General features: G+C 48.1%; 17 protein-coding genes and 1 pseudogene. 9 read left to right on the forward strand and 9 right to left on the reverse strand.

The annotated features are described in order from the left end of the window. A pseudogene (locus AC4MRN_RS06890) lies at nt 1-561 on the reverse strand (TIGR03087 family PEP-CTERM/XrtA system glycosyltransferase); the annotation flags it as partial. A 443-nt stretch (nt 562-1,004) separates the two neighbouring features. Between AC4MRN_RS06890 and AC4MRN_RS06895 the strand changes: the two are divergent. Together AC4MRN_RS06895 and AC4MRN_RS06900 are read left to right on the forward strand one after the other, a co-directional pair. Next, a complete protein-coding gene (locus AC4MRN_RS06895) occupies nt 1,005-2,162 on the forward strand; it encodes a glycosyltransferase family 4 protein (RefSeq protein WP_491202857.1) in 1,158 nt (385 codons plus the stop codon). A 155-nt stretch (nt 2,163-2,317) separates the two neighbouring features. Then, nucleotides 2,318-3,403 carry a glycosyltransferase gene (locus tag AC4MRN_RS06900; RefSeq protein WP_491202858.1) on the forward strand — a complete coding sequence of 362 codons (1,086 nt, stop codon included), beginning with the start codon at nt 2,318-2,320 and terminating at the stop codon, nt 3,401-3,403. Between the two features lie 53 nt (nt 3,404-3,456). On the opposite strand, the gene AC4MRN_RS06905 is transcribed toward AC4MRN_RS06900, so the two are convergent. From AC4MRN_RS06905 to AC4MRN_RS06930, 6 genes are all read right to left on the reverse strand, one after another. Continuing rightward, a complete protein-coding gene (locus AC4MRN_RS06905) occupies nt 3,457-4,410 on the reverse strand; it encodes a hypothetical protein (protein WP_073319528.1) in 954 nt (317 codons plus the stop codon). Between the two features lie 9 nt (nt 4,411-4,419). Then, nucleotides 4,420-5,367, reverse strand: coding sequence for a glycosyltransferase family 2 protein (locus AC4MRN_RS06910; RefSeq protein WP_490402561.1), 948 nt, complete (start codon nt 5,365-5,367; stop codon nt 4,420-4,422). Nucleotides 5,368-5,406: 39 nt separating this feature from the next. Then, nucleotides 5,407-6,591, reverse strand: coding sequence for a glycosyltransferase (locus AC4MRN_RS06915; protein WP_073319522.1), 1,185 nt, complete (start codon nt 6,589-6,591; stop codon nt 5,407-5,409). Nucleotides 6,592-6,596: 5 nt separating this feature from the next. Further along, nucleotides 6,597-7,673 (reverse strand): glycosyltransferase, encoded by a 1,077-nt coding sequence (locus AC4MRN_RS06920; protein WP_491202859.1) that lies wholly within the window; start codon nt 7,671-7,673, stop codon nt 6,597-6,599. Then, nucleotides 7,670-8,779: a glycosyltransferase gene (locus AC4MRN_RS06925; RefSeq protein WP_491202860.1), complete on the reverse strand. Its 1,110-nt coding sequence runs from the start codon at nt 8,777-8,779 to the stop codon at nt 7,670-7,672. The genes AC4MRN_RS06920 and AC4MRN_RS06925 overlap by 4 nt, the downstream gene beginning before the upstream one ends. A 129-nt stretch (nt 8,780-8,908) precedes the next feature. Beyond that, nucleotides 8,909-10,795, reverse strand: coding sequence for an acyltransferase family protein (locus AC4MRN_RS06930; RefSeq protein WP_491202861.1), 1,887 nt, complete (start codon nt 10,793-10,795; stop codon nt 8,909-8,911). Nucleotides 10,796-11,012: 217 nt separating this feature from the next. On the opposite strand from AC4MRN_RS06930, the gene AC4MRN_RS06935 reads away from it, so the two are divergent. Further along, the gene (locus AC4MRN_RS06935; protein WP_491202862.1) at nt 11,013-11,933 is read left to right on the forward strand and encodes a glycosyltransferase family 2 protein; all 921 of its coding nucleotides are present in this window, start codon (nt 11,013-11,015) and stop codon (nt 11,931-11,933) included. Between the two features lie 19 nt (nt 11,934-11,952). On the opposite strand, the gene AC4MRN_RS06940 is transcribed toward AC4MRN_RS06935, so the two are convergent. Then, the gene (locus tag AC4MRN_RS06940; RefSeq protein WP_491202863.1) at nt 11,953-13,821 is read right to left on the reverse strand and encodes an acyltransferase family protein; all 1,869 of its coding nucleotides are present in this window, start codon (nt 13,819-13,821) and stop codon (nt 11,953-11,955) included. Between the two features lie 226 nt (nt 13,822-14,047). On the opposite strand from AC4MRN_RS06940, the gene AC4MRN_RS06945 reads away from it, so the two are divergent. The 6 genes from AC4MRN_RS06945 (at nt 14,048) to AC4MRN_RS06970 (ending at nt 20,665) form a co-directional block, all read left to right on the forward strand. After that, nucleotides 14,048-14,896 (forward strand): hypothetical protein, encoded by an 849-nt coding sequence (locus AC4MRN_RS06945; protein WP_491202864.1) that lies wholly within the window; start codon nt 14,048-14,050, stop codon nt 14,894-14,896. 2 nt (nt 14,897-14,898) lie between these two features. After that, complete coding sequence (locus AC4MRN_RS06950; RefSeq protein WP_370241306.1) at nt 14,899-15,837, forward strand: hypothetical protein; 939 nt, start codon at nt 14,899-14,901, stop codon at nt 15,835-15,837. A 142-nt stretch (nt 15,838-15,979) separates the two neighbouring features. Continuing rightward, nucleotides 15,980-17,329: an O-antigen ligase family protein gene (locus AC4MRN_RS06955; RefSeq protein WP_073319500.1), complete on the forward strand. Its 1,350-nt coding sequence runs from the start codon at nt 15,980-15,982 to the stop codon at nt 17,327-17,329. Then, nucleotides 17,326-18,195, forward strand: coding sequence for a glycosyltransferase family A protein (locus tag AC4MRN_RS06960; RefSeq protein ID WP_084526251.1), 870 nt, complete (start codon nt 17,326-17,328; stop codon nt 18,193-18,195). Before AC4MRN_RS06955 ends, AC4MRN_RS06960 begins: the two co-directional genes overlap by 4 nt. Before the next feature lie 74 nt (nt 18,196-18,269). Continuing rightward, nucleotides 18,270-19,739 (forward strand): oligosaccharide flippase family protein, encoded by a 1,470-nt coding sequence (locus AC4MRN_RS06965; protein ID WP_073319498.1) that lies wholly within the window; start codon nt 18,270-18,272, stop codon nt 19,737-19,739. A gap of 95 nt (nt 19,740-19,834) precedes the next feature. Continuing rightward, the gene (locus AC4MRN_RS06970) at nt 19,835-20,665 is read left to right on the forward strand and encodes a hypothetical protein (protein WP_491202865.1); all 831 of its coding nucleotides are present in this window, start codon (nt 19,835-19,837) and stop codon (nt 20,663-20,665) included. A 5-nt stretch (nt 20,666-20,670) separates the two neighbouring features. On the opposite strand, the gene AC4MRN_RS06975 is transcribed toward AC4MRN_RS06970, so the two are convergent. Then, complete coding sequence (locus AC4MRN_RS06975) at nt 20,671-23,223, reverse strand: PHP domain-containing protein (RefSeq protein WP_491202866.1); 2,553 nt, start codon at nt 23,221-23,223, stop codon at nt 20,671-20,673. Between the last annotated feature and the right edge of the window lie 2 nt (nt 23,224-23,225).

Consider the following 23,225-nt stretch of genomic DNA (forward strand, 5'->3'; position numbering starts at 1 on the left):
TCTGAAGAAGCAGGCATCGAAGGTATTACCCACACGCTTTTCTAACCGTCTTACGCAGGCGGCCTCACGCCGGTAAACCCAGCTCATGGGAAAACGTGCGGCGTTTGTGTATTGATCCCACTTGTTCGAGTCCATGTCCATAAAGTCCATGATCAGTGTTGGCTTGACGGCGCTCGTCTTAAGGACATGCGAGCGAAAGACGTAGTTTGCCATGCTGGATGCCGTGCACACAATGGCGTCTATATCGCCACCTGCCAGCACGTCATCGATTTGCGTTTGCAGCGCCCTGCTGTAAAAGTGGGCTTCACTCATTGATGCGTTGCCAAGAAAACCCAAGCCGTAACGGGCGAGTTTATTGCCCAGTGCGGCGTGATAAACCTGACAAGCATACTGGTCACGCAACTGGTCAAAGTAAGGAAGTTCATCATCGTTTTCAACAGGGGCTGCAACAGAAATAGCAATGCCTTGTTGCCGTAAAAAGTTTATCTGATGGAACGAGCGTAGTTTCTCTCCTTTGTTAGGGGGAAAGGGCACACGCTGAGCTAAATAAAGGCAATGCAAAAGAAATCCTTGTTGTGTCGCACTCGAACAGTAACGTTAGTGTATTACGCTTTATTGTGAATAAAAAGGCGCAATATTTTCCGATAATTCTTCATCTTACGAAAAACTCGCGTGGTTAAATAACCGATTTCTTTACCTGCCTGCTGTCGAATAAACCTCCCTGGTTGAACCGCGATTTTTCACGTCGAATTTGCTGTTACTCCACTTGCTACTAGGGCAGTTTGAATCGATGGAATTGACTCACTGCGTATAGATACCAGTGTTTATCCAATAAATGCCATTTAATCATTAGGTTGTAATGTGTTTATCAGGCCAACTTGCCAATAGGTAAAGACCTGCTGTGAATATGGGTTTCTTCGGCAATTCCTGTTTACAGCCGGAGGGGGCGCGGGTATTCTGCTGTTATATTTCTGTACAAATTAAAGACATAACTGGAGTTCACATTGAAAACCCTGGTGCTCAGTCAGAATTTTCCACCTGCGTCGGGTGGAAGTGGCCGATGGTTTTGGGAGCTCTATTCCCGTTTAGGTGATAATTATCTGGTCGTTGCAGACGAGCAACCGGATGTTGAAGCGTTCGATGCGCAGTCTGATCTGCCCATAACTCGCATGCCTTTATATAGCCCGCAATGGGGACTGGCCAGTCTGGAAGGGCTTAAATACTACTATCGTAGCTATCGCCGGCTTCGCAAGCTGGTAAAAGCAAACAAGATTGAAATGATACATTGTGGCCGTGTATTACCAGAGGGGCTCATGGCGTTTTTTATCAACAAAACGCTGGGTGTTCCCTATGCTTGTTACGTACATGGCGAGGACCTGGAAGCCAGTGCATTGTCACGTGAGTTAAATAGTCTCACGAAAATGGTTATGCGAAGCGCGGCAAAAATAATTTGTAACAGTCACAATAGCGCTGGCATCGTTGAGCGAGTAGATAACAGTGTGATGTCAAAAGTGGTGGTGATGCACCCAGGCGCAGATACCAACAAGTTTGTTCCATTAGCACAGCCTGATAACGGATTTCTGGCTAAAATGGGCTGGCAAAATAAGCAACTAATTGTCACCGTTGGGCGTCTGCAGGCGCGCAAAGGGCAGGACAAGATGATCGAGGCGATGCCTCAGGTGTTATCAGTATGTCCGCAAGCGCACTATGTGGTTATAGGTCATGGCGAATGTGAGCAGTTATTGAGGGATACGGTCGAGCGACTTGGGGTGCAAGCGCATGTAGACATCCTCACTGCCTGTGACGATGACACCATGATTAAGTGCTATCAGCACTGCGATGTGTTTATTTTGCCAAACCGCACAGAAGGACAGGATATCGAAGGGTTTGGCATGGTACTGGTAGAAGCGCAAGCCTGCGCGAAACCGGTGATTGCCGGCGACTCCGGCGGCACCAAAGAAACATTGATAGCCGAGCAAACGGGTAAAATCGTAGATGCAACTAAACCTGAAGCGTTGGCCAGTGCCGTAGCGAGCTTCCTACAATCCCCTGCGCTAGCGAATGAATATGGTCGTGCGGGACGCGAGCACGCAGTCAGTCAATTCGACTGGGAGAATGCGGCCAGACGCGCTGAGCAAATCTTTAACACCATTGCCGACTAATTACAGACATTGCCCCCTACCCAGTGGTACTGGCAACAATTGTTGGAAAAAACAGCTATAACCGTTTGAATAATGTACAGTTATGATATGGTATAAATCGGTAAACTCAGGCTGGCTTGTATCCGGTCAGATTTGAATTAATAACGGGGTAAGTCATGACAGTTGCCGTACTGGTAGCTTCCAATAATCAGGTTAGCGAAACCTTTGTGCGCCGCCATATCGATATGTTGGGTGAAAATTGTATTGTTATCCACGGTGGCAGTACGCCGTTCAGGATGGATGGGTTTGAGCCCTCTATTACTCATAAGCTGGCTTACCGGGCTAAAAAAGTCCTGGGTATAGCGAATGACTACTACGACTATACGCTGGCTCATTTATTGAAATCGCAGAACGTCACTTGCTGCTTTGCCGAGTTTGGGCCGATTGGCGTGGGCGCCATGAATGCCTGTGAAAAGCTGGGCATCGACCTGATTGTTCACTTCCATGGTTATGATGCATTTAAATACGATGTCATTGACCACTACAAAGACAAATATGCCCGCTTGTTTACGTTTGCCAAGTCAGTTATTTCAGTCAGTACTTCAATGACAGAGCAGTTAGTCTCGCTAGGGTGTAACCCGGACAAAATTAAGTACCTGCCGTGCTTGCCTTACAACGGTTTTAGCAATCATCAGTATCAGAATAGCGGGCAGCATCTACTTTCCGTAGGACGATTTGTAGAGAAGAAGGCCCCGTGGCTGACATTGCTTGCGTTTCAGAAAGTACTTCAGCAATGCCCTGACGCGTCTTTGACCATGGTAGGTGATGGTCCGCTGTTACCCGTTTGTACGAGCTTGTGTGACGATTTAGCTATACCAAATGTTCGTTTTCTCGGTGCGAAATCTCACGATGACGTAGCTACCTTAATGCAAGAAGCCACGATATATGTTCAGCATTCGGTTGTCAGTAGCGATGGAGACCGGGAGGGGACACCCGTGTCTGTATCAGAAGCAATGCTGGGCGGGCTACCTGTCGTTAGCACGCGACATCAGGGGATAGCCGATCTCATTCAGGATGGTGAGACCGGTTTTGTAGTAGATGAGCACGATACTTCAGCAATGGCAGCTAAAATCGTAACCTTATTGAACGACGAGGCGCTTAGGCTAACCCTGTCTGTCGCCGCTAAGCAGTCGATTGAGGCATTAAAACAAATGATTGGCGAGGAAGCGTATTTTGCTTCTCTTCGTCAACAGCATGCGTAGTGTGATAGGTTCGTTTAAAGGCTGCAGAAAACGTCAGCAACCTTAATGAGCGCTTAGCCTCTGCTCAGACCAAGCATGCGTTTAAGCTTGTTCTTGCGGTATTCAGCGCCTGCTTTCTTCTCGGCCTGACGTTGCTCTTCTTCAAACTGCGTGGTGAGATCTGCCCATAGGTCAGGTCCACCAAACTTTTTTACCCGGTCCGCATATTTATCGGCAAAGGGTTTCAGAAGCGCATCTGAGCCAGTGTAGATGCCACGAAACATACTCTTCGTAAAATGGATAAATACGACGTCGAATTCACCGTTAATTTTGACTTCACCGTCTACCAGCTCACGCTTGCAGTCCACTTGATTCCAGTTACCCACATTACAGCCCCGATGACGAAGTGATTCGACGCCTTCAAAGCGGGTTGGCAGGATATCCAGATACCGCTGGTCTGCGAAATATCCTTCTGCGCCATTGACTTCACACTTGAATAAACAGCACTTTGCCCAGTATTCCATCGCTGGGATACCGGCTTTAGACGCTGCGACGAATCCCGCATTGTACATGCCATCTACAAAGTTTAGCTGAAAGTCATGAGGATCTATGGTCGGATCGGAACATCGCATGTGTGGAGTGAGTAACACACTGGCGGTATCGAGTTTATCAAACAGGAACTGGTAATCACTGAAGAAGTTCAGATCGCAGTCGGCGCAAATTACCTTGTCGTACGTATTTAATAAGTAGCGTGTTAACACCGATTTCATTGCCCAGCGAAATAAGTTCTGGTCTTGTTGCGCGTATTTATCGCAAATCGCTTTTCCCATGCCATCCTCACACAGCACCTGGTAACTCGTCACGAATAAATTGTCTTTATGGTATCGCTTTAAGTCTTCGTCGCTAACCGGATCGGAGATCATGACATGTAAATGAATGTCGGGGTTAAACTGTTTCAGCGAGTCGTGCAGTGACAGTACATAAGGCATAAAGCTGTACGAACTAATAGTACAAAACGTTTGATTCATCGCGGTTCCTTAACGCTTTATTATTTGTTTGATGAGTGCTTTGTAAAAGCGTAGGCGCTGAGCCGGGCGTAAATTCGGTGTGAGGTATTCCAGCCAGGTGAGGTGTTGTTTATTGGCCATCCATTCCTCAATCATCCAGTCGTGCTGAAGTGGCGCGTTCGCCCCGGGCATTTGCCGGGCAAGAGCAGCTTCAACGACGGCATTGTATTCGGCAAATCTCGCTGCCAGGCGCGCACTGTCGCGTTTTAAACTGGTTGCGGTGTCATACCGTCTGAAGTAGTTAAATGTCTCCGGGCTGTAAGCCACATTGCCATGAGAGGCCAGCAATATCCAAAACAGCCAGTCTCCACAATAGCGGTAGTTCATAATGTCACTTATATACTTTAAACCCAACGACCGTTTAAACAATACCGCAGACGCATTAGGAATAGTGTTTCTATGGATCAGGAACCGGGCAATCTCGCTGTTGCCAGCATTAACAAATGGGGCAGTCCAGCGAGCGGGTTGAATGACTTCGCCCCATGCATTGAAGCCCTGATTATTTCCGTGCTCGTCAATGCGATAAGAGCGGGCAAATGCGATTGCCACGTCGGCTTCATTGTCGGCAAAGTGGGTCAATTTGGATAAAAAGTCGGGGGCTGCCACATCATCACTTTCAGCCAGCCAGATATATTCGCCCTGGGCTAGCTCAAGTCCTTTTTGCCATTGAACAAAAGGGCTACCGGAGTTGACGTCATTTACAATTAAATGGCTGACTTTGGGATGGGTTGCGTAAGAGGCCAGTACCTCAGCGCTGTTGTCGGTACTCTTATCGTCCAGAAGAATCAGTTCGTAATCCTGATAATCCTGCTGAAGGATACTGTCGATGCGTTCAGTTAAAAAACGGGCGTGGTTGTAATTGGGTACAATGACTGAAACAAACGGCATTACGTTTAGGGTCCCTTGCGCTAACTGCAAATGCCATAATACACAATTTGGTTTAAGAATAAACAGGCGCTAGCTGTCTTGCAGCAATGAGGCTAACAATGCTCGGTTGTGTTTGACCCGTTGATGTAACCGTTGAAAACACAAATTGGCTTGTTGATGCGCTTCATCTTCATCGCGTAACAGCGTTAGACACCGGTGGGTGAATGCGGGACTGATTAAATCCTGCACGTTTTCCTCAGGTAACAGAAACTCTACACCTGCTGCTCCACAAGGCGTTGACACGACCGGGATACCGAAGCCGACGGCTTCAATAGTTTTAATTTTTAATCCGCTACCTGTCTCGCAGGGATTGATAATCAGGCGGCATTGTTGGTAGAACGTTTTCAGATCGTCAACCCAGCCCACTAATTCAACGTTGTCAGCATCTGTGGTGATGTTCTTTGTTACGGAACCGGCCACCTTAAGGACGGCGTGAGGGCATTGTGCCAGGAGCGATGGCCAAACCTGTGCAATAAAACGCTGTAAACCTTCAGTATTGTGCTGGTTGCCCGATGCCAGGAAACCTATGACCGGGTTTTTACTCGGGGTGGCTTCAGGCTGATCGGGTGCAACCAGAATATCCAGTGTAACTACCTCGGCCGGTGTTGTTGCTAACAGCCTTTTGAAATATTGACCTTCCTGTTCCTGAATGGCGAGCACGATATCTGACTGAGACAGTAAATAACGCTCCTGCCAAGGTAATAAGCTCAGCCAATACCCTTCGCTTCCCGCTTGCCGGATACCGCGATTGCGGTAACTGAACTTGTCCTGCGCGTCGACCAGCACTTTACAGCGGTTGTTCAGGTGCTTGAGCAGTGGTGACATAAACCCGTAAACAAGCAGAATTAAGTCCGGTTCAATATCGTTAACCAGTTGGTTAAATGTTTGGCAGCTTTGCCGGGAGACATAGCCATCAGACAACATAAAATCAAACAGCCAACCCGTCTTGTGAATGCGATGGTAGTAACGGCGTTTAAAATTAATGAGCGCGTTTTGCAGCGGACGGGGATGATTGTCCAGGTGATGGAATCGATCGCCAAATATCTGTTTCATGGCTGGCTCATTCAGTTGAGTTGACATCGCCTGAATGGGGCACAACACAAAATGTACCTCGTAACCCAAATTTTCCAGACAGGCATGTAACTGTCTGACTCGCTCGGCATTCCCCGCAGCAGAGGGATAACAAGCGACCGGGCTGGCAATAATACATTTCATCTTTGTTACCGTTGGTAGAGTTCAGCCGTTAAACGGGCCACATCCGGCCAATTCATCTTGTGAGCGACAACTTTATTGGCTTCGCCCATTTTGGCAACATCACTGGCCGATAAGCCTGCCAGTTGTTTCACCATGTCATCTTCGTCTCTATAAAACAGTGCGCCTTCATCCGGCACGCAATCAAACACTTTTGATAGCTCTGGTAATAACAGCGCTTTACCTTCTGTCATGGCCAGTAGGACTGACCCTGACGTCAGGGTATCCGAAAAGGGCACTGCAACCATATCTGCTGCACCCAGCCAGTCTGCCAGTGCCTCGTCAGTCAGAAACCCCAGGGTCAGATGAACGTTATCAGCCTTGTCACACACCGTTTGTAATGACGCAGCATAGTCTTCATTGTCTGCTTTGCCCATAATTAACAAATGAATATGGTCAGGTACCTTGCCAGATGCAAACAGTGCAGCAAGCTTGTCGATGCCTTTGTAGGGACGCAGCATGCCGAAGCTCAGTATGACAGTATGCTCTGGCGGAATATTTTTGGTTTTAAGCAAGGCATCCCGGTCTGAGGCGGGACGAGGATATATACCTTCGTAATTTCCGTGGAAAATGACCTTTGCCTTGCCTTTTAGAGCAGGCATTCCATACGCTTCGGCCAGCCTGTCAGCCGCCGATTGACTGTGTACAATGATATTGGATACAGACTTTACCAGCAAGCGGCGAACAAACAGCTCAACGGTTCGGTCGAAGTTTTCGTGGGAAAATTTATTGTGTACGGTCCAGACGATTTTTTTCCCGCGTAGTCGTAACCACAAACAATCCAACGCCAACAACAAGCCGCGCAGTTTTGCTTTAAAAGGCGATGAAGTCCAACTCAATACAAACAACAAGGGGGAGAGCCAGTGCAGGTGAATTATTGTTGCCTCAGGATGCTGCTTGCTCAACTCAGAAAAGGGAAAGTAACCAAGCGGTAGTTTATCGAATGAGACCTGCACGTCCTGATCCGACAAATGGTTTGCTAACAATGATTGGTACGGATTGCCTTCCCGAAAATCCGGTACCATTACAACGTGTTCTTTTCTCACTTTTGTCCTGTCAGCGTACGACGATATACGCGGGTAAACTTGTCCAGATAAGCTTGTAAACTAAACTCGGATACAACCCGTTGCCTTGCAGCATCGGCCAGAGCCTGCCTTAACGACTCGTTGTCCAGCAATCGTTTAACGCCGTCGCTGAGTGCTTGTGGATTGTGTGGTGGAACAAGAATGCCACATTGTTCATCCACAATCGCTTCGGGTATACCATTAACATTAGTCGATACAATCGCCTTTTGCATGGCCATTGCTTCTAAAATCGATACAGGGAATGCTTCCTGATGAGAGGCGCATACCATTACATCGAGTTTGCCCAATAACGCCAGTACATTGTCTACCTGACCATGAAAGGTCACTTTGTCGCGAATACCCTGTGATGACGCATAGTCTTCGAGTAAAGACTGCCGGGGAGCTTGCAGAATATCTCCGCCAATGATGTCGTAATGTACGTTGTACTGCTGATCAGACAGCAATTTCGCCATGTCCAGGAAGTCGATATGACCTTTGCGTTCTTGCAGGTTTGCCACAATGCCTACATGGGGCACGGCGTTGCTGCTCAGGTTAGGAGAAAAGCGTTCAATATCCACACCATTGTGAATGACATCATGACTGGCATGGGGGCAGGCGTTGGCAAGTGGTGTCTGCGTAGCATGCATCAACTCTTCACTACAGTACACAAAGCCAGCAGGTTTTGGCATGCGCTTGAATACCCAGTTAACGTAGCCCGCTTCTACCGGGAAGTGCATATGACACAACACGGGAATACCTGCAATTTTAGCCGCCGGCAATACGGCACGGGTACATACCAGGTCTGCGCACTGTAACAGGGATATGTTTGCCTGTTTAAACTGCTTTGCTAACTTAAAGGCGTGCCGGATAGTACCAAGCGGTGAGCTAAATTCGGGTTGAGGCAGGTCCGTTACTAAAACAGGACATCCCTTTTTAGCAACATGAACCGAAAAGGGGCCGGCCTCAGGCACCACCAACAATGGCGCCAATTCTGCATGTTCAGCCAGTCCGTCTATAAGTGCTTCTGACATCCTTTCTGCCCCGCCTATTTCGGCGACGCTGTGCACAAAGGCAATAGTATTTTTCACAATGGAATCAGCTTATTGCGAGTAGAATACCTAAATAATACGTGGTAACTGAACCGATTGCCAGTCAAAATCACACCCCGAAACTATTGCTGTGATTTAATGTAACTATCTGTTTTATATTGCTTAATTTTAATTTGTGTTTGTTGGGATTTGATCTGATAACAGCAGCGCACCTTCCAGTGTGACATGCCCGTAGTCCCAGGCTGCCGGTACCCATTGCCCGGCTTCTGTTGCCGAAGGGAGGATTACCTGGCATTGCTCACGCGAGGCACAAAATGATGCCAGCGCTGAAACAAAGGTTACGTTATCGAACTGTTCGGACGCGGCCACCAGTTTGGTGTCGATCGCTTCGATTTCAGCAAAAAGGGTTGGTTCAACCTTTACCGGTGCAGAGTCAGCGTCCAGCAAGAGTCGTTTAGTCAGCAAAAAGCTCGGCAAATCTGGGAGGTAGTGAGGTACGCCTCCAACAACAATAATTCTGGCGTTCACAGTCTGCAACGCAGCAAGTGTTTCACTGAGCGCGTCAATTTTGTCCGGGTGACTAATCCAGTTGCCATGCAATACGATAGTGTCGTAATTTGCTTGCTGGATATGCTCAATCACAAAGTCGTTTGTTGTCTGGCAATGTTTTCGATGGGGAAAATGCGTATCGACAAGCGGCAGGCAGGCACTGCTGGTGGTTTCATTTAACTTTTCTCCGAGCTTATAGCGCAGCCCTTTTGCCAGTGCGTTGGCATGTGAATCTCCCCATAACAACACTGACCCCGAGTCAAAACAGGACGCTGACAGCGCTTTATGGGTTTCATCCTCGCCCAGGAAACAATGCGCATTGTCCTGTGGCTGGCCCGCAGGCGCGTTGTATTGAAGATACGACAGCAGCGCTTGCTGTTCATGGGTATACCGCGAGGGAAGGCCATCTTGTCCGGCAAACAATCCAAAACCAATAATGGCCGCAAAGCTTATTGCGCAAAAACTGTAAACCTGCTTTCGCGTGGTGACATTTCGATGTCTAAACGGCTTTTCGATATAGCGCCAGGATACAAAGGCCAACGCAAAAGCGGCGAGTAAAATCGCAATGCGCACGCTCGCATCGGATTTGGCTGACATATAACGATTAAAGACCAATAGTGGTTGATGCCACAGGTACAGGCTGTAGCTAATAAGCCCGGTAAAGACCATCGGGCGCAGGGTCAGAAGTTTATGTGCCAGACTGTCCGGAGCTGGGATCACTATCAGCACGAGAGTCGCCAATACGGGTATCAGAGTCAGCATGGACGGGTGCGGAATACTTTCATCAAACCAGATCAAACAAATAAACAACACAATTAAGGCGCCGTTTTTGAAGGCGTTAGCCGTCGATAACCGCTCGAGAATTTGCACATTATTGAATATGAGTATGCTGGCCAGGCTGCCGAACATGAGCTCCCAGGCCCGGGTGGGCAGCAGGTAAAAATTGGCATCAGGTGCATTCACTGCAGCCCAACTCGCTAAGCCAAGGCTAATAACCAGAATGGTGAGTACAGTTAAGGTCAGCAGTTTCGGAACCCAGCGCAGCACTATCAGCAACACTAGCGGGAAGAAGAAATAATATTGCTCTTCAACAGCCAGACTCCAGGTGTGTAACATAGGCTTTAAGTCGGCAACCCGGTCAAAGTAGCCGCTGTCCAGCCAGAAGAAAATATTGCTCGAAAATAATGACATGGCAACCAGACTGTTGCCATAACCTTTGAGGTCAACGGTGATCATTAACTGATAGGCAAGCACGGATGTGGCGGCGGTCATAAAAATCAGTGCAGGTAACAAGCGGCGAACCCGACGTTCGTAAAAATTCGCGAACGAGAACGTCTTTTGCGATATTTCTTCTATCAGAATGGACGTGATCAGAAAGCCACTGATCACGAAAAACACGTCAACGCCAAGAAAACCGCCATGGAAAAAGCCCAGCTTGGCGTGAAAAATGAGTACCGGAAGCACCGCTACCGCTCGTAAACCGTCAATATCCTTTCTGTACTTCATCGCTCAATAATGCCTTAGTTACGTCGGGCGGGTAGTCGTGTGTTCATGAGTTTTATAACGCCAACATTACATGAAGTAATTGACGGATAACAAGTGTTTGACGCGGCTAAAAGCGCCTTTGGTGACAAAAAGTGGATTTGTCGTGGCGCTTGTTTCACAAAAAGCCTTCACGTATTGTAGGGCCCAAGAAGTCTGTGCCAGCATCAAAGGAACGCAAGTGAGCACCAGTATCCAGCCAGTCATTAGTGTCGTCATTCCGGCTTATAACCGGGAAGATGTCATTGAACGAGCCATTCACAGTTTGCTGGCCCAGCAATGCGACGTGCCCTTCGAGGTGGTAGTTGTGAATGACGGTTCAACAGACCACACTGCTGAGGTTGTGCGTGATATCACGGACCCGAAATTGCGTCTGGTAAACCAGGAAAACCAGGGAGCCAGCGCAGCTCGCATCCATGGGGTGACGGTTTCTCGCGGAGACTATATTGCGTTTTTAGACTCCGATGATGTCGCTGAACCCCATTATTTGCAGTGCTTATATGAAGCGCTGGTGGCCCATCCCGAATGCGTAATGGCCTATGCAAAAGTCGGTGAGATGGATGGCAGTTGGCATCAGGAACAGGCTTTGCCGGATACCGATCCCGACGGAGTGCTGGCTGACCCGCTAACAGCCTTACTGCAAAATGGGTGTTTCACTATCTCAATGAACCTGATGGCAACGAAAGCCGCCGCTAAAAAAGCAATGCAGGGACGACAACACGTACTTGCGTCCAACGATTTTGATTTTTGCCTTCGCGTTGCGCTGCAGGGTCCTTACGTCTATGTGGACCGTATTACTATTTGCATTGACCGACGGGACGACGGTATTGGTAAACGCTTTGGTTATCGCCAGGTTTCGTTTGCGGTGTTGGTGGCCAGTGAAGCGGTCAAGCTGAGTTTGCGCAAAGATGAAGCTGTAAAGCGTGCGCTCACCTCCAGAATCAGACTGCTGTGGCCTACCGCATTTGGCCAGTGCCTGGCCCATAAACAATGGGGCTTCGCCTGGAAAGTGCTGATGCAGGGACTGAAATGGGGAGAGCTGTCCGACGCAAAACAGGTCTACTGGGCTGTCGACCACTACGTCATTAAAAAGCAACCTTGATGACTGGCCTCGAGCGCGCCTATAAATAGCCTGGGTCGAAGAGTAACTCATTTGCCAGGATGCGCGCCGATTCCGGTGTTAAATGGCCATAGTCGAAGCTGTACAACTCACCGTTCAGTTTCACGCTGCAACGATATGCATCTCCGCTCTTGTCGCATAAATGACTGAACAAAGAAATATATCTCACATCATAATCAGCCAGAATGGAGGCCAGTTTTGCATCCGTTGCGGGAATCGCGTAGTCCAGTTTGTACGATGTTAAGGTCTCGCCTTCACCTTGTTTTACGTAATTCAGCGGCACGGTGGGGTAATATTGTGGTGTCGGGCCTATCACAATGATTTGCTCGGTGCCGTTGGCTTTGAGGAAGGCAATAATGTTATCCCAGTCCATCATTTCGTGTTGATCTTTCATACCGATGATTACGGTGTCAGGGCGCTGCTTACTGACAAATGTTCTGGCCGTTTCATTAGCCTGATCACAGGCGCGTCGAAATACTGAAGAATCACCGACTTTCATGTCAAAAGAGGGACGACAGCCGGAAGAAAAGATACGGCTGACTGACTGTTGTTGTGGTAAACCCGGTAATACGCCCCGCGAAAATGACTCTGCATGAGAGTCGCCCCAAAACAGCAGACCATGCTGTTGCTCCCAGTCGATACAAGGAGCCGGGTAGGCAAAGTTACCGTGACGATCTTTATTGCTGCTTAACCGGCAAGTGAGGGTATTGTTTTCATCTGCCATTTTTTGCCGGATGGCTTCGTAGTGGTAAAGCGCAGTATTGCTTGGAGAGTGGGAGAGGGTGCGCAGTGAGGTTTCACCCAGCCCGAAACTGTTTGCTGTCGCCGCAAAGGTTGATGCAGCTGCAAATATAACAACGTGTAAAACCGGTACGCGGCGTGACTCGATAGCCCAAAACGACAACGCGCCTAACACAACCGACAGCGCAATACCGCCGAGAATAATTGGCACATCGACAGCGAAACTTTGGTTATTCATCCAAACCACGATCGGCCAGTGCCACAGATAAATAGAATAGGACCAACGCCCGGTATACTTGAATACTGCAGTATTATAGACAGGCAGTGATTTACTGGCATCGGCGATTAAAAACAAATAGGCGCCAAGGATTGGCAGGGCACTCGGCCAGGCTGGCCAGTTCATCTCTGGCGATACCCACGCGGCAGATATCAGCATAATGGCCAGCCCCAACAAAGACACGGCTCTCTGCGATGAAGTGTTAAACGTGACGGGATACAAAAAGGCAATGCCACCTACCATCATTTGCCAGGCTCGGGTAGGCAGTGAAAAATACGCCGGGTCAGGCCAGATATTGCTGGCATAGACCGCGGCAGCAAAACTGGCAATTGCACCAAGGATAATGAGTAGTTTTGTCCAGCGAAGACCTATGACCTTGGTTAGCAGTAACAAAATGATGGGATAGACCATATAGAACTGCCATTCCACAGACAGTGACCAGGTATGCAGAAGCCAGTTTTGATGGGCGCTGGCTGAGAAGTAGCCCGCTTCCTGCCAGTACACCACATTGGAATAGAACAACAGCGACGAAAAGGCGTGTTTCAACAGTTTGATGAATTCAACGTCAAATAAATAGAACCACGCGTAAATTAAGACGCTGAGTACCATAACAGAAAGCGCAGGAATTATGCGCTTAGCACGAGCCAGATAAAAACTCAGCAGTGAGAAGCGCTGTTTTTGAATCTGACTGAATATAATACCGGTCATCAGGTAGCCGGAAATCGCGAAAAAGATGTCAACACCGACAAATCCGCCAGGTAACGCGACATTCGAAAAGTGAAATACGACGACCAGCACAACCGCAATGGCGCGTAAGAAGTTAATGTCGCTTCTGAATCCCATAGACTGCATGTCTCACTACTCTTTTAGGCTGGCGTGTGGTGTAACCGACGGATAACGGATTTGTTTATGCAGCATACTAGGCAAATTAGTCTAGTTTTGGAAGGGCAGCTCGTGTTTCTCTCCGTTGCGGTGCGCTCCACGCGTTAATTTACTGTTGCAGTGTGACCTTTTTACTGTAACCTATGATTTATCTTATTCAGGTGTATCGACATTTCCACACAGCAGAACAGTTTGTATGCAGGCAATCAAACAAAAATACTGGCAGTTAGAGTCTTGGCTTGCAGAAAAAAAAGTTCGATTTCAGCCCTTGCGTCCTGCATCTGAGAAACACAGTCTGTCGCAACCCTTAACGGTGAATCTCACCTCGTATCCGCCCAGATTTGACACCCTGCTGCTTACCCTGAAAACATTGATTAATCAGTCTGTGCGGCCTGATGCTTTGGTGTTATGGCTAGCCGAAAACGACATTGCGCTGCTGCCTGAAGAGATTATATCACTTCAAGAACGCGTCACATTTTTTCATATCCGCACCTGCTCTGATACGCGTTCATATAAAAAGTTGATACCAGCGCTAAATGCTTATCCGCAACATGTGATGGTAACCGCGGATGACGATGTGAATTACACCCGGGAGTGGTTGGCCGGGCTGGTAGCGGACTATCAAAAGAAGCCGGGCATAATTGCTTACCGGGCGCACCAGCCCGCTATTATTGACGGGCGTATTGGTCCCTATTCGTCATGGGAAATGAATACTCAGCAACGACAAGGTGTTATTTTTCCGACCGGTATAGGCGGCGTACTCTACCCGCCTGAGTGCTTTCTTCCTGAAGTGACAGAAGCATCACTTTTCATGGCGTTGGCACCCACCGCCGATGATGTATGGTTCTTCTTTTGCGCCAAATTAAACGGGTTTGATGCCAGACTGGCAAGCCAGCCTTTCAATATTGTTAACTGGCGCTCCACACATGATTCCGGACTAGCGCAGGACAACGTACAAAGCGGTCAGAATGACGTTTGTATTGATAATGTGGTGGCACATTTTGGGGCAGATCGCGTTATGTCGCGACTTGTGCAGGGGCAGTAACAGTGAAGTTGTATTTGCACATAGGTAGTCATAAAGCCGGCTCTACCTCCATTCAGGCATTCTTAGAGGACAATCAGGCTGCATTGACCGAACGTGGTTACTATGTCGACGACGATTTGACCTTCAGGGACCACTGGCAGCTGGCTGCCTGGGCCGGTTATCCGGACAATGCAGATTACTTTATTAATACGCTTCAGGCGTTTCATGACAATGCGCTAAAACAGTTTATTGACCAGTTTGAAGTCACGTTGCTGCAAAAACTGGAAGACGCCAAGAAAGACGGTCGATTCCACAGTATGGTTATTTCGTCGGAATCCCTGTACTCCCAGTGTTTAAACGAACGTGCAATAGCGCGATTAGCAGCAACATTAACCCCGCATTTTTCATCCGTGTCCGTGCTGTTTTATTTTCGTGACCAGGTTGCTATGGCCAAAAGCGTATACGCTCAGTTAATTCATGGCCCGGCGATGGGGAAACAGTCCTATCCGGATTTTGTTGACACAGTGCAGGCCGAATCTGAATTTGATTATGCCTACCAGTTGGATATCTGGGCTGCGTATTTTGGTGGCGACAACATTCATATCGCTGAGATTGGACGTAAACCCGGTGCATTAAAAGGCGAGGGGCTTATTCACCATTTCGTCAGTAGCCTGGCTTTATCGTTCTCGCCGGATGAGTTCTCGATTAGGGGCAAAGCGTCAAATCGCTCCTCGGACTATAACAATATCCGCTTAATCAGGCGGTTAAACCAGTGTTGCAGCAATAACTTTATTAACCTGAGTTACAACAGTCTTTGGGTGCGCGGCTGGCGGTGGCTAATTAAACGGTTACCGGTAAAAGGGCACTACCCCGAGCACTACGACGATCAAATTGCTGCGCGTTTCAAGACCGGCAATGCCAGGATGAAGGCGAAATTTGGTTCAGGTGGACAGTCGCAGTAAACAAACTGGCGCTGTGTGCAGCACACTACTGGTCAGAGCGCGTGAGATTGTGCAAAATATAACGCATAGCACACAGGTAGTGAAATAGAGAAAGGGACGGCAAGCGTGCAGAATAAAACAGGTATCAATGTGGTGACACTGAATGGTTAAGTTAGCCCTCTATTTATCGCTGATTGCCAGCTTCGTCATGCTGTTCAAAGCACCCTGGATTGCCGCGTTGGTCTATTCCATTGTGTCCGTTATGCAACCGCAGTATATCTGGTTCTGGGCTTTCGAAGATTTCTCGGTGTTTAAATTTTCTGCCGTTATCACGATCCTCGCCTGGATATGGCATGCATTCCAGGGCAATATTCGTTGGGAAGTTTATAAATCCGGGCAATTCAAAGGCGTATTGGGCCTTGCCATCATTTTTCATCTGTCAAATGCATTAACCCCGTTTGAGAGTTACTTTTCACTCGTGAGCGGCGACCTGGTAGTCAGTAACTTTACGACTATTGCCATTATGTACTTTTTTGTGTTGCCACTGATAAACCAGGAAACAACCATTAAGTTTTTTGGTTTTATGTACATTTTCGTTACCGTGTATTACGCCTATTGGGCGAATGATCACTATCTCAGTGCCAACTGGGCGCAGTTTAATCAGGGGCGCCTGATGGGGCCCGCACTCAGTCCTTATACCGACGGAAATGTCACATCCATAGTGTTGACCAGTGGCCTTGGCTTTGTCATGTTTGGCGCGCGTTATTTCCCAAATAAGTGGTTAAAGTACGGCTTGCTACTGACCATCCCGTTTATATGGCACGCCCTGATTTTGTTTGCATCACGAGGGGCCTTGCTCAGCGCAGCTGCGGTTACCCTGTTTTTTGCGATGCAGGTGAAATCAAAAAGCCTGAATATTCTGATGGGGGTTGGGTTTGTAGCAATGCTGGTATATCAGGGGGGAATGCTGACTCAGCGAACATCGAATACGGTTGAACAAGCGCAAACCGAATCAGGTGACAAGCCGTTGAACCCGCGTTTGGTATCCTGGTCAGTAGGTATTGATATTGTTCAGGAATATCCATTGCTTGGCGCTGGCCCACAACGGTTCCAGTATGCATCGCGTTTGTTGTTTCCAGGCAAGTCGCCGCACGTTGCCCACAATACGTTTTTGAACTTTGCTGCCAACACCGGCATCTTCGCAGGGTTAATTTATTTATCGTTTTTCTGGGTGTCCTGGAAACAGTTTAAATTTGTCCGCAAAAGGGTGGTGACAAACTCGACGTTTGATTACATCAATATGTCCTGTATGGCTGGATTAGTTGGCTATTTCACCGGTGCATTGTTTTTGGACCTGATTATATTCGAGCCGTTTTACTTCTTATTATTGTTGATCACGGCAAACTATTACCTGGCAAAACGTTCAACAGGTGAAGATATTATAAAAGAGCAACCGGTGCCGCCGAAACGCATGCCCGGTCAGGTTCACAGAGCGGGGAAAGCAGTCGCGTGACAAGCATAAACTACAATATTGTTATGTTTGCATATAACGAGCAAGACAATATCGAAGCATCAATCACCAGTATTTTTAACAACGTTAATGCGCAACTTAACTGCTTTTATCTGATCGCAAATGGCTGCTCGGATGATACGGTAGCCATTGCCAACAGGGTTAAGGAAAAACTCGGCTTTAGCCGACTTAATGTGGTTGAGATTGAGCTGGGTGATAAGTGCAACGCATGGAATACTTATTTACATGAACTGGCTGATGACGTTGATGTGCACTTTTTTACCGACGCCGATGTACAATTCTCTTCACATTGTTTTGAACAAATGGCTGAGAAGCTTGTAAATACTGGCGACAGTACGGTTGTCATCGCAGGGATGCCCCTGACTGGCAGGAATATCGATTTCTACCGAAGCCTGGTCATAGAGCGCGCTTGCTTCTTTGGTAACTTATACGGTATGAAGCACGCCTTTGTAGAGCGGATAAGGGAAACCCCATTTCGTCTTCCCGTAGGTCTTAACTGGATTGACTCTTTTCTGACCAAGGCCGCGAATACGGACCTGAAGTTTACCGATTTCAATTTGCCTGACCGCACCACTTGGATCGAGGGTGTGGGATATGACTTTGAAAAGTTGTCGGTATTTAAGCGCAGTGATATCAAGCTGTATATAAACCGTATTGCGCGATATGAGCTGGGTAAAATTCAGGAAGTGTTTTTGGACGCCTTACCCTGTGAGCAGTGGCCGGCTGATATGATGGATATTAATCGTAAAATTGACGCTGATTTTGACAGCCTGACCTCGCACTTGGGGTTCATTAAAAAATCCCTTGTTCGCAAACGGTTGACTAAGATTCTGTCGAAGGCGTCTTAATCACTCCGCTTATTGCTATTTAGAGATAATCCATTTGCCGGGATTGCCGGTTAACGAGTATAAAAGGACCCTTCATGCTTACAGCACGCTCGGGCATCATTGCGATAATGTTGTCTGTGTTGACGCAACTTTCCCGTCGGCTGATTGGTATCGTCAGTCTGGTGATTCTGGCGCGTATACTAAAGCCAGAAGACTATGGTCTGGTTGCCATTGCATTGATCTTTCTGAATTTTATAGTGGTGATTTCCAACACCGGTGGTGTGAGTTATTTACTTAGCAGGGAAACGTTAACGGAAGATCACGTAATGACCAACTGGTCGTTGAATCTCGTGTTAAAAGGAGGCCTGGCTCTGCTGTTGGCCTTGTCCAGCTACCCGATCTCGTTGTTTTACGATGATTCCCGGCTAATGCCCATTATTCTGGTGCTGAGTCTGCACCTGGCCATTGGCTTATTTAACAGCCCGGGCATGGCCTTTAAAATGAAAAACCAGGAGTTAGGGGCAATTACCAAATGGCAAATTACTTCGCGGATCATCACCACGGGGATTACCATTGGCATTGCCGTCATTTTTGAAACTTACTGGGCACTGGTAATTGGGCAGCTGTTAGCAACCATCAGTGAGTTTTTTGCCAGTTATGTGATCGCACCAATGCGCCCCCGGTTTACCCTGAAAAACTTTCGACCCCAGTGGGAGTTTTCTAAATGGGTGTTACCACAGTCGATTATCAATTTTTTTCGCAGTCAAATCGATGCAATGTTTGTGAGTGTTTCGTTCGAGAAAGCGACGATAGGGGCATATACCTCAATGCGCTATTATGCCGATTTGCCAACGTCTACGTTCATCACCCCCCTGGGCGGCCCACTACTAACGCAATTTTCGCAGTTTAAAAACAATCAGTCTTATTTCCAGCAGCAACTGCAGGTAGTGCTGTTTTATATGTCTGTTATTACTGCGCCGGTTATATATCTGATGTACGTGCATGCTTTCTTTGTCGTCGACCTGATTTTGGGCGACAAATGGGTACAGTATGCCGAGCTGTTGGGGATCTTTGCTTTTTTTATCATTGTTGCGACCCTGAACAACATACTTAGTCAGATAGTGATGTTGCGTGACCGCACGAAACTGCTGCTGGGTTATTCTATATACTCCACACTGGTGCAGTGCATCATGTTTGTCTCAATTGACTTTGCCAGTGTGTACGAGTTAGCCGAGTATAAAATTGGATTAGATCTCATTTCAGTCTGTTTATTCTTTATTGTGGTGATAGGGGCTTTTGTGGGTAAGCAAGCCTTTGTTCCGCTATTGGCGCCTGTACTTCCGGCTATACTGTTTATTTACTGTAGTGGTTGGGTGGCGTTTCAGGTAGTGCCGGAAGTGACCTCCTTCTGGCAGTTAGTGTTGCATTGTTCCATTACGGTTGGTTTATTTGGCTTGTTGCAGCTTGCGGTTATTTTGGTGTTAAAGCAGGTACATTGTTACCGCTACACGTTGAAGCTCATCCAGCCAGTTGTGAGAAAATGCACAGCTCGGTTTTCATCATGATAGACCTGCGCCTGAATCCGGATGCTGTTATTCGGCAGCGTTTTGTGAATAATAGTCAGTGGACGCGTTATTAGCAGAGGAATAAAGCAAAACCAATGAAACGGGTAGCCCTGGTTGTAAACAGCTTTCTGGTCGCTTCTGTGATAGTCGGCTGTGTGTTGATGGCAATAAATTTGTATGGTCTGAATCGCGATATACGGCCTGAAGGATTAACGCCAGAGGTACTGCGTTTTGGTGAGCAAGACCTGACATTGAGCCCCATCGAATTAAAACAGGCTATCGTGCGCCGCACGGAAGAGTCAGACGAAGCCTATGCACGCCGTTTGACACTGGCATTGGCCAACGGTATTGCCCATGTCGAGTGGCTGATGTACGACCCGGATACGTTCCATCAGCGCGTGCCCGTGTGGGAAAATTTCATCTTGTATCTGATGGGCGTTGTGACCTCCATTCCCGAGTACGAGCGCTACCATTTTAGCGATCCTTATCGCAGCCTGGCGCGAGGGATAGGTATTTGTGGAGACGCCTCCATGACTTTATCAGGGCTGCTTGATGAACAAGGGATACCGAATACCATTATTACTGTGCCCGGACACGTTATGGTTGAAGCACAATTACCTGACAAAACCCTGCTACTCGACGCTGATTTCGGTGTCGTGCTAGAGCATGGCGTAGCTTATTATCAGCAACAGCCTGAAGCACTGGCGCTGGCTTATCAGGCTCAATTAGGGCGTGTTAATGATGGCGAGTTGATGATTGCCAATGAACTTAAAAATGTCGGCTATCAGGTGTGGAATGGGACATCCCATTTTATAACGAAAAAATACTATTTCGAAAAGTTCGCGTACGTAGCAAAGTGGTTATTTCCCGCACTCATGGTGCTAATTCCACTCTGGTGGATGCGACGCCGCACCCAACCAAAATAGTGCTGTCAGCGCTGCACCATCACTGCATTAGTGAAGAACTGGTAGTGATGCTGTTCAGGTTGAATACTTCTGCCAAACCATCTTACCGCCACATGTGAACCGCTTGGCGGTAAAGGGACAGTGAAAACATAAGGGTTCTTACCTGTTTCCGGGTAGAAGGTCCGTGTATCAACACCCTGGTCGGTGATGATGACCGCAGTGACTTCATCCAATGACGTGGCGAAGCCTTGCCAGTCTTTTGCAGCTAAATTTACGGTCAGGCGAGCCTGCAGGCCTGTTTGGCTGGTCGACAGGGTGTCGCCGGCATTGGCCAGCACTTTACCGTTGCTATCTTCCAGCGTAGCAGATAAAGCGTCAACAAATTTGCCATGTTGTGCCCAGAAGTGGCCTCGCTTGAACCCTGCCATTATATGACGAGGTGCATTACTCGTTGCCCGTACATGCGTCGTTGAGAATTCACAAGGCCAATAATCCATATTGTCGTTATGGAAGTCAGACGGAGCTCTGGCGGCATAAATCTGACGTCCGCTCATCAGCAGAGCATCCCAGTCTTTACCCACAACCGCAATGGCAGGGTCCCAGCCATGTCGGGTTTTGAATTTAAAGTTGTAGGAGCCGTTGTCATCACCGCGCTTTTTCTGATGCCCTGGTGAACCAGAAAAGCCAATTACATAGGGGCTCTGTTGCAACCAGTTTTCCATATCGTGCTGATTTTCGCCTTCTGAGGCGTCCTTTCGGCTGGGATGGTTGTAAATAATTACCGGTGAATCCGACTGCCCTGCGTACTGTTGATTCAACCATTGCATGGCCGCAGAAGCATCAATATCAACGGGCGTTGATTTGCCATAATGGTCAAATTGATCCCTGAATGCCGACAGCATTGCGGGCGTTTGGTCATTCTGAGGCAGCAGTACAGTGACGTGCTCACGGCCTGCAAATGGCGGGATATTCCATTCGAGGCCCGCCATGATCGATAAATTCGGATTGGCATTGGCTGCTTTCCCAACATCTTGCCAGTAGGTGTCCGACAACACTTGTTTGAGATTTTGATCGCCGTGGTCGGTAATGGCAATCGCATCACAGCCGAAGGCACTGGCCTGTTCAGCAATTTGAACGACACTGTACACGCCGTCGGAATAACGGGTATGAATATGCGTGTCGACCTGATACCACTGCTGACTAACGGTAATGTCACTTTGATTGAGTGCTACATCGGCATTGACTGCCGGCGCGCGGCGGTAGGCGGTACTTGTTTCATCACTGTACAGCGGCAATGCTGCTATGCGTCCGTCAATAGTATTTTCCATCGCCAGGTAGCGCTCATCGCTCTCACTGCCAAATGTGCGCTGAAACGCAGTTTCACTGAACCCTTCAGGCAGGTCGTGTAACAGTGGAATAAACAGGTTTTCATCCTTGCTGCCAGCCAGTATAGCCTGTACCCGGCGCGCATTGTCTTCAGATGAAATGGCAAAGTCGGCCAGCTCTACGCCGGATTTATCGGCAGTTAAGTCACGAAAGCTGTACCCAGAGCCCCCTTGTGCCGTATCCATGACTTCCTTTAACTTACCAATATTCACGCTAAGCTGCTTTTCACTTGCCAGTCGCAATGCCACGGAAAAGAAGAAGTGTAATCGCAAGTCCATGCGATTTCTGAGTACAAACTTCTCTGGCAGCATCAGGCTATAGTCAACCGGCATGGCCACTATACGTGCAAATTCTGGTGCACCGAGTGTCATCGTCAGTGCCCACAATGCAGCAATATTCTCGTCTACCGGGTCTTCGGTTATAGAACGCGACTGCGCGAACAAGAACGTTTTGCCGACTAATTCAGCGGTATTATCTGATCGCGTGGCATGCGATTGGATATAGTCGAGATAGAGCGTGATAGTTTCTGTGTCGGCGCTATCGAGTTGTCGCAGCTCTTGTATCACTTTAAAGGTATCGGTGATCCTGTCTTCAACAGAGGCCTTCAGGTTGCCCGGCTTGTGGAAATTGATAACCAGTTTATCGTTACCTAACTGGGCATTTGCGAGGATGTTGTTAAAGGTTAACAGAGCTTCTTCGCCGAAAAATACGCGGGCGATACCTTTAAACAGATATTCAACCATGATACCCGGCAACGGCAGGTTGCCCAGTCGGCATTGATTGAATTCCAGTTTGCCTTCAAGATTTGGGATCAGCATACATTGTGCATTTAAATATACTGCGCCAGGGATAGTGGTAATGCTGGTGGCCATCAATATACCCATGGCACTGCTGTTGAGTCTCAGCTGCACGGCGGGTACGGTATAGCTCACTGTGTCGGAGATTGCCGTGAGCTGCTCGTTAGTCACTGCAATCGTGGCCTGTTCTCTGGCCGACATAAGTGGCTTGATGATTCTGGCTGCGCCAGCCCGCGCTTGTGCAGCCTGTGAAGGGGTTAAATCACTTGTTGGCAGTACCAGCGGTGAGATTGAAAAAATGAGGATCAGTAGCGCAGAGATAATCGTGTATTTAACAACACGGCGCTTGTGCCAAAAACGCTTTTTCTGAGGGTGAGGAGTGGCCTCTGTTGTCATTG

Source organism: Marisediminitalea sp., assembly GCF_984433645.1.

What these genes read in the sequence shown, in the direction of transcription:
- AC4MRN_RS06900 (WP_491202858.1), top strand. Translation starts at nt 2,318, where the DNA reads ATGACAGTTGCCGTACTGGTAGCTTCCAATAATCAGGTTAGCGAAACC.
- AC4MRN_RS06905 (WP_073319528.1), bottom strand. Translation starts at nt 4,410, where the DNA reads ATGAATCAAACGTTTTGTACTATTAGTTCGTACAGCTTTATGCCTTAT.
- AC4MRN_RS06955 (WP_073319500.1), top strand. Translation starts at nt 15,980, where the DNA reads ATGGTTAAGTTAGCCCTCTATTTATCGCTGATTGCCAGCTTCGTCATG.
- AC4MRN_RS06940 (WP_491202863.1), bottom strand. Translation starts at nt 13,821, where the DNA reads ATGCAGTCTATGGGATTCAGAAGCGACATTAACTTCTTACGCGCCATT.
- AC4MRN_RS06930 (WP_491202861.1), bottom strand. Translation starts at nt 10,795, where the DNA reads ATGAAGTACAGAAAGGATATTGACGGTTTACGAGCGGTAGCGGTGCTT.
- AC4MRN_RS06970 (WP_491202865.1), top strand. Translation starts at nt 19,835, where the DNA reads ATGAAACGGGTAGCCCTGGTTGTAAACAGCTTTCTGGTCGCTTCTGTG.
- AC4MRN_RS06965 (WP_073319498.1), top strand. Translation starts at nt 18,270, where the DNA reads ATGCTTACAGCACGCTCGGGCATCATTGCGATAATGTTGTCTGTGTTG.
- AC4MRN_RS06915 (WP_073319522.1), bottom strand. Translation starts at nt 6,591, where the DNA reads ATGAAATGTATTATTGCCAGCCCGGTCGCTTGTTATCCCTCTGCTGCG.
- AC4MRN_RS06975 (WP_491202866.1), bottom strand. Translation starts at nt 23,223, where the DNA reads ATGACAACAGAGGCCACTCCTCACCCTCAGAAAAAGCGTTTTTGGCAC.
- AC4MRN_RS06945 (WP_491202864.1), top strand. Translation starts at nt 14,048, where the DNA reads ATGCAGGCAATCAAACAAAAATACTGGCAGTTAGAGTCTTGGCTTGCA.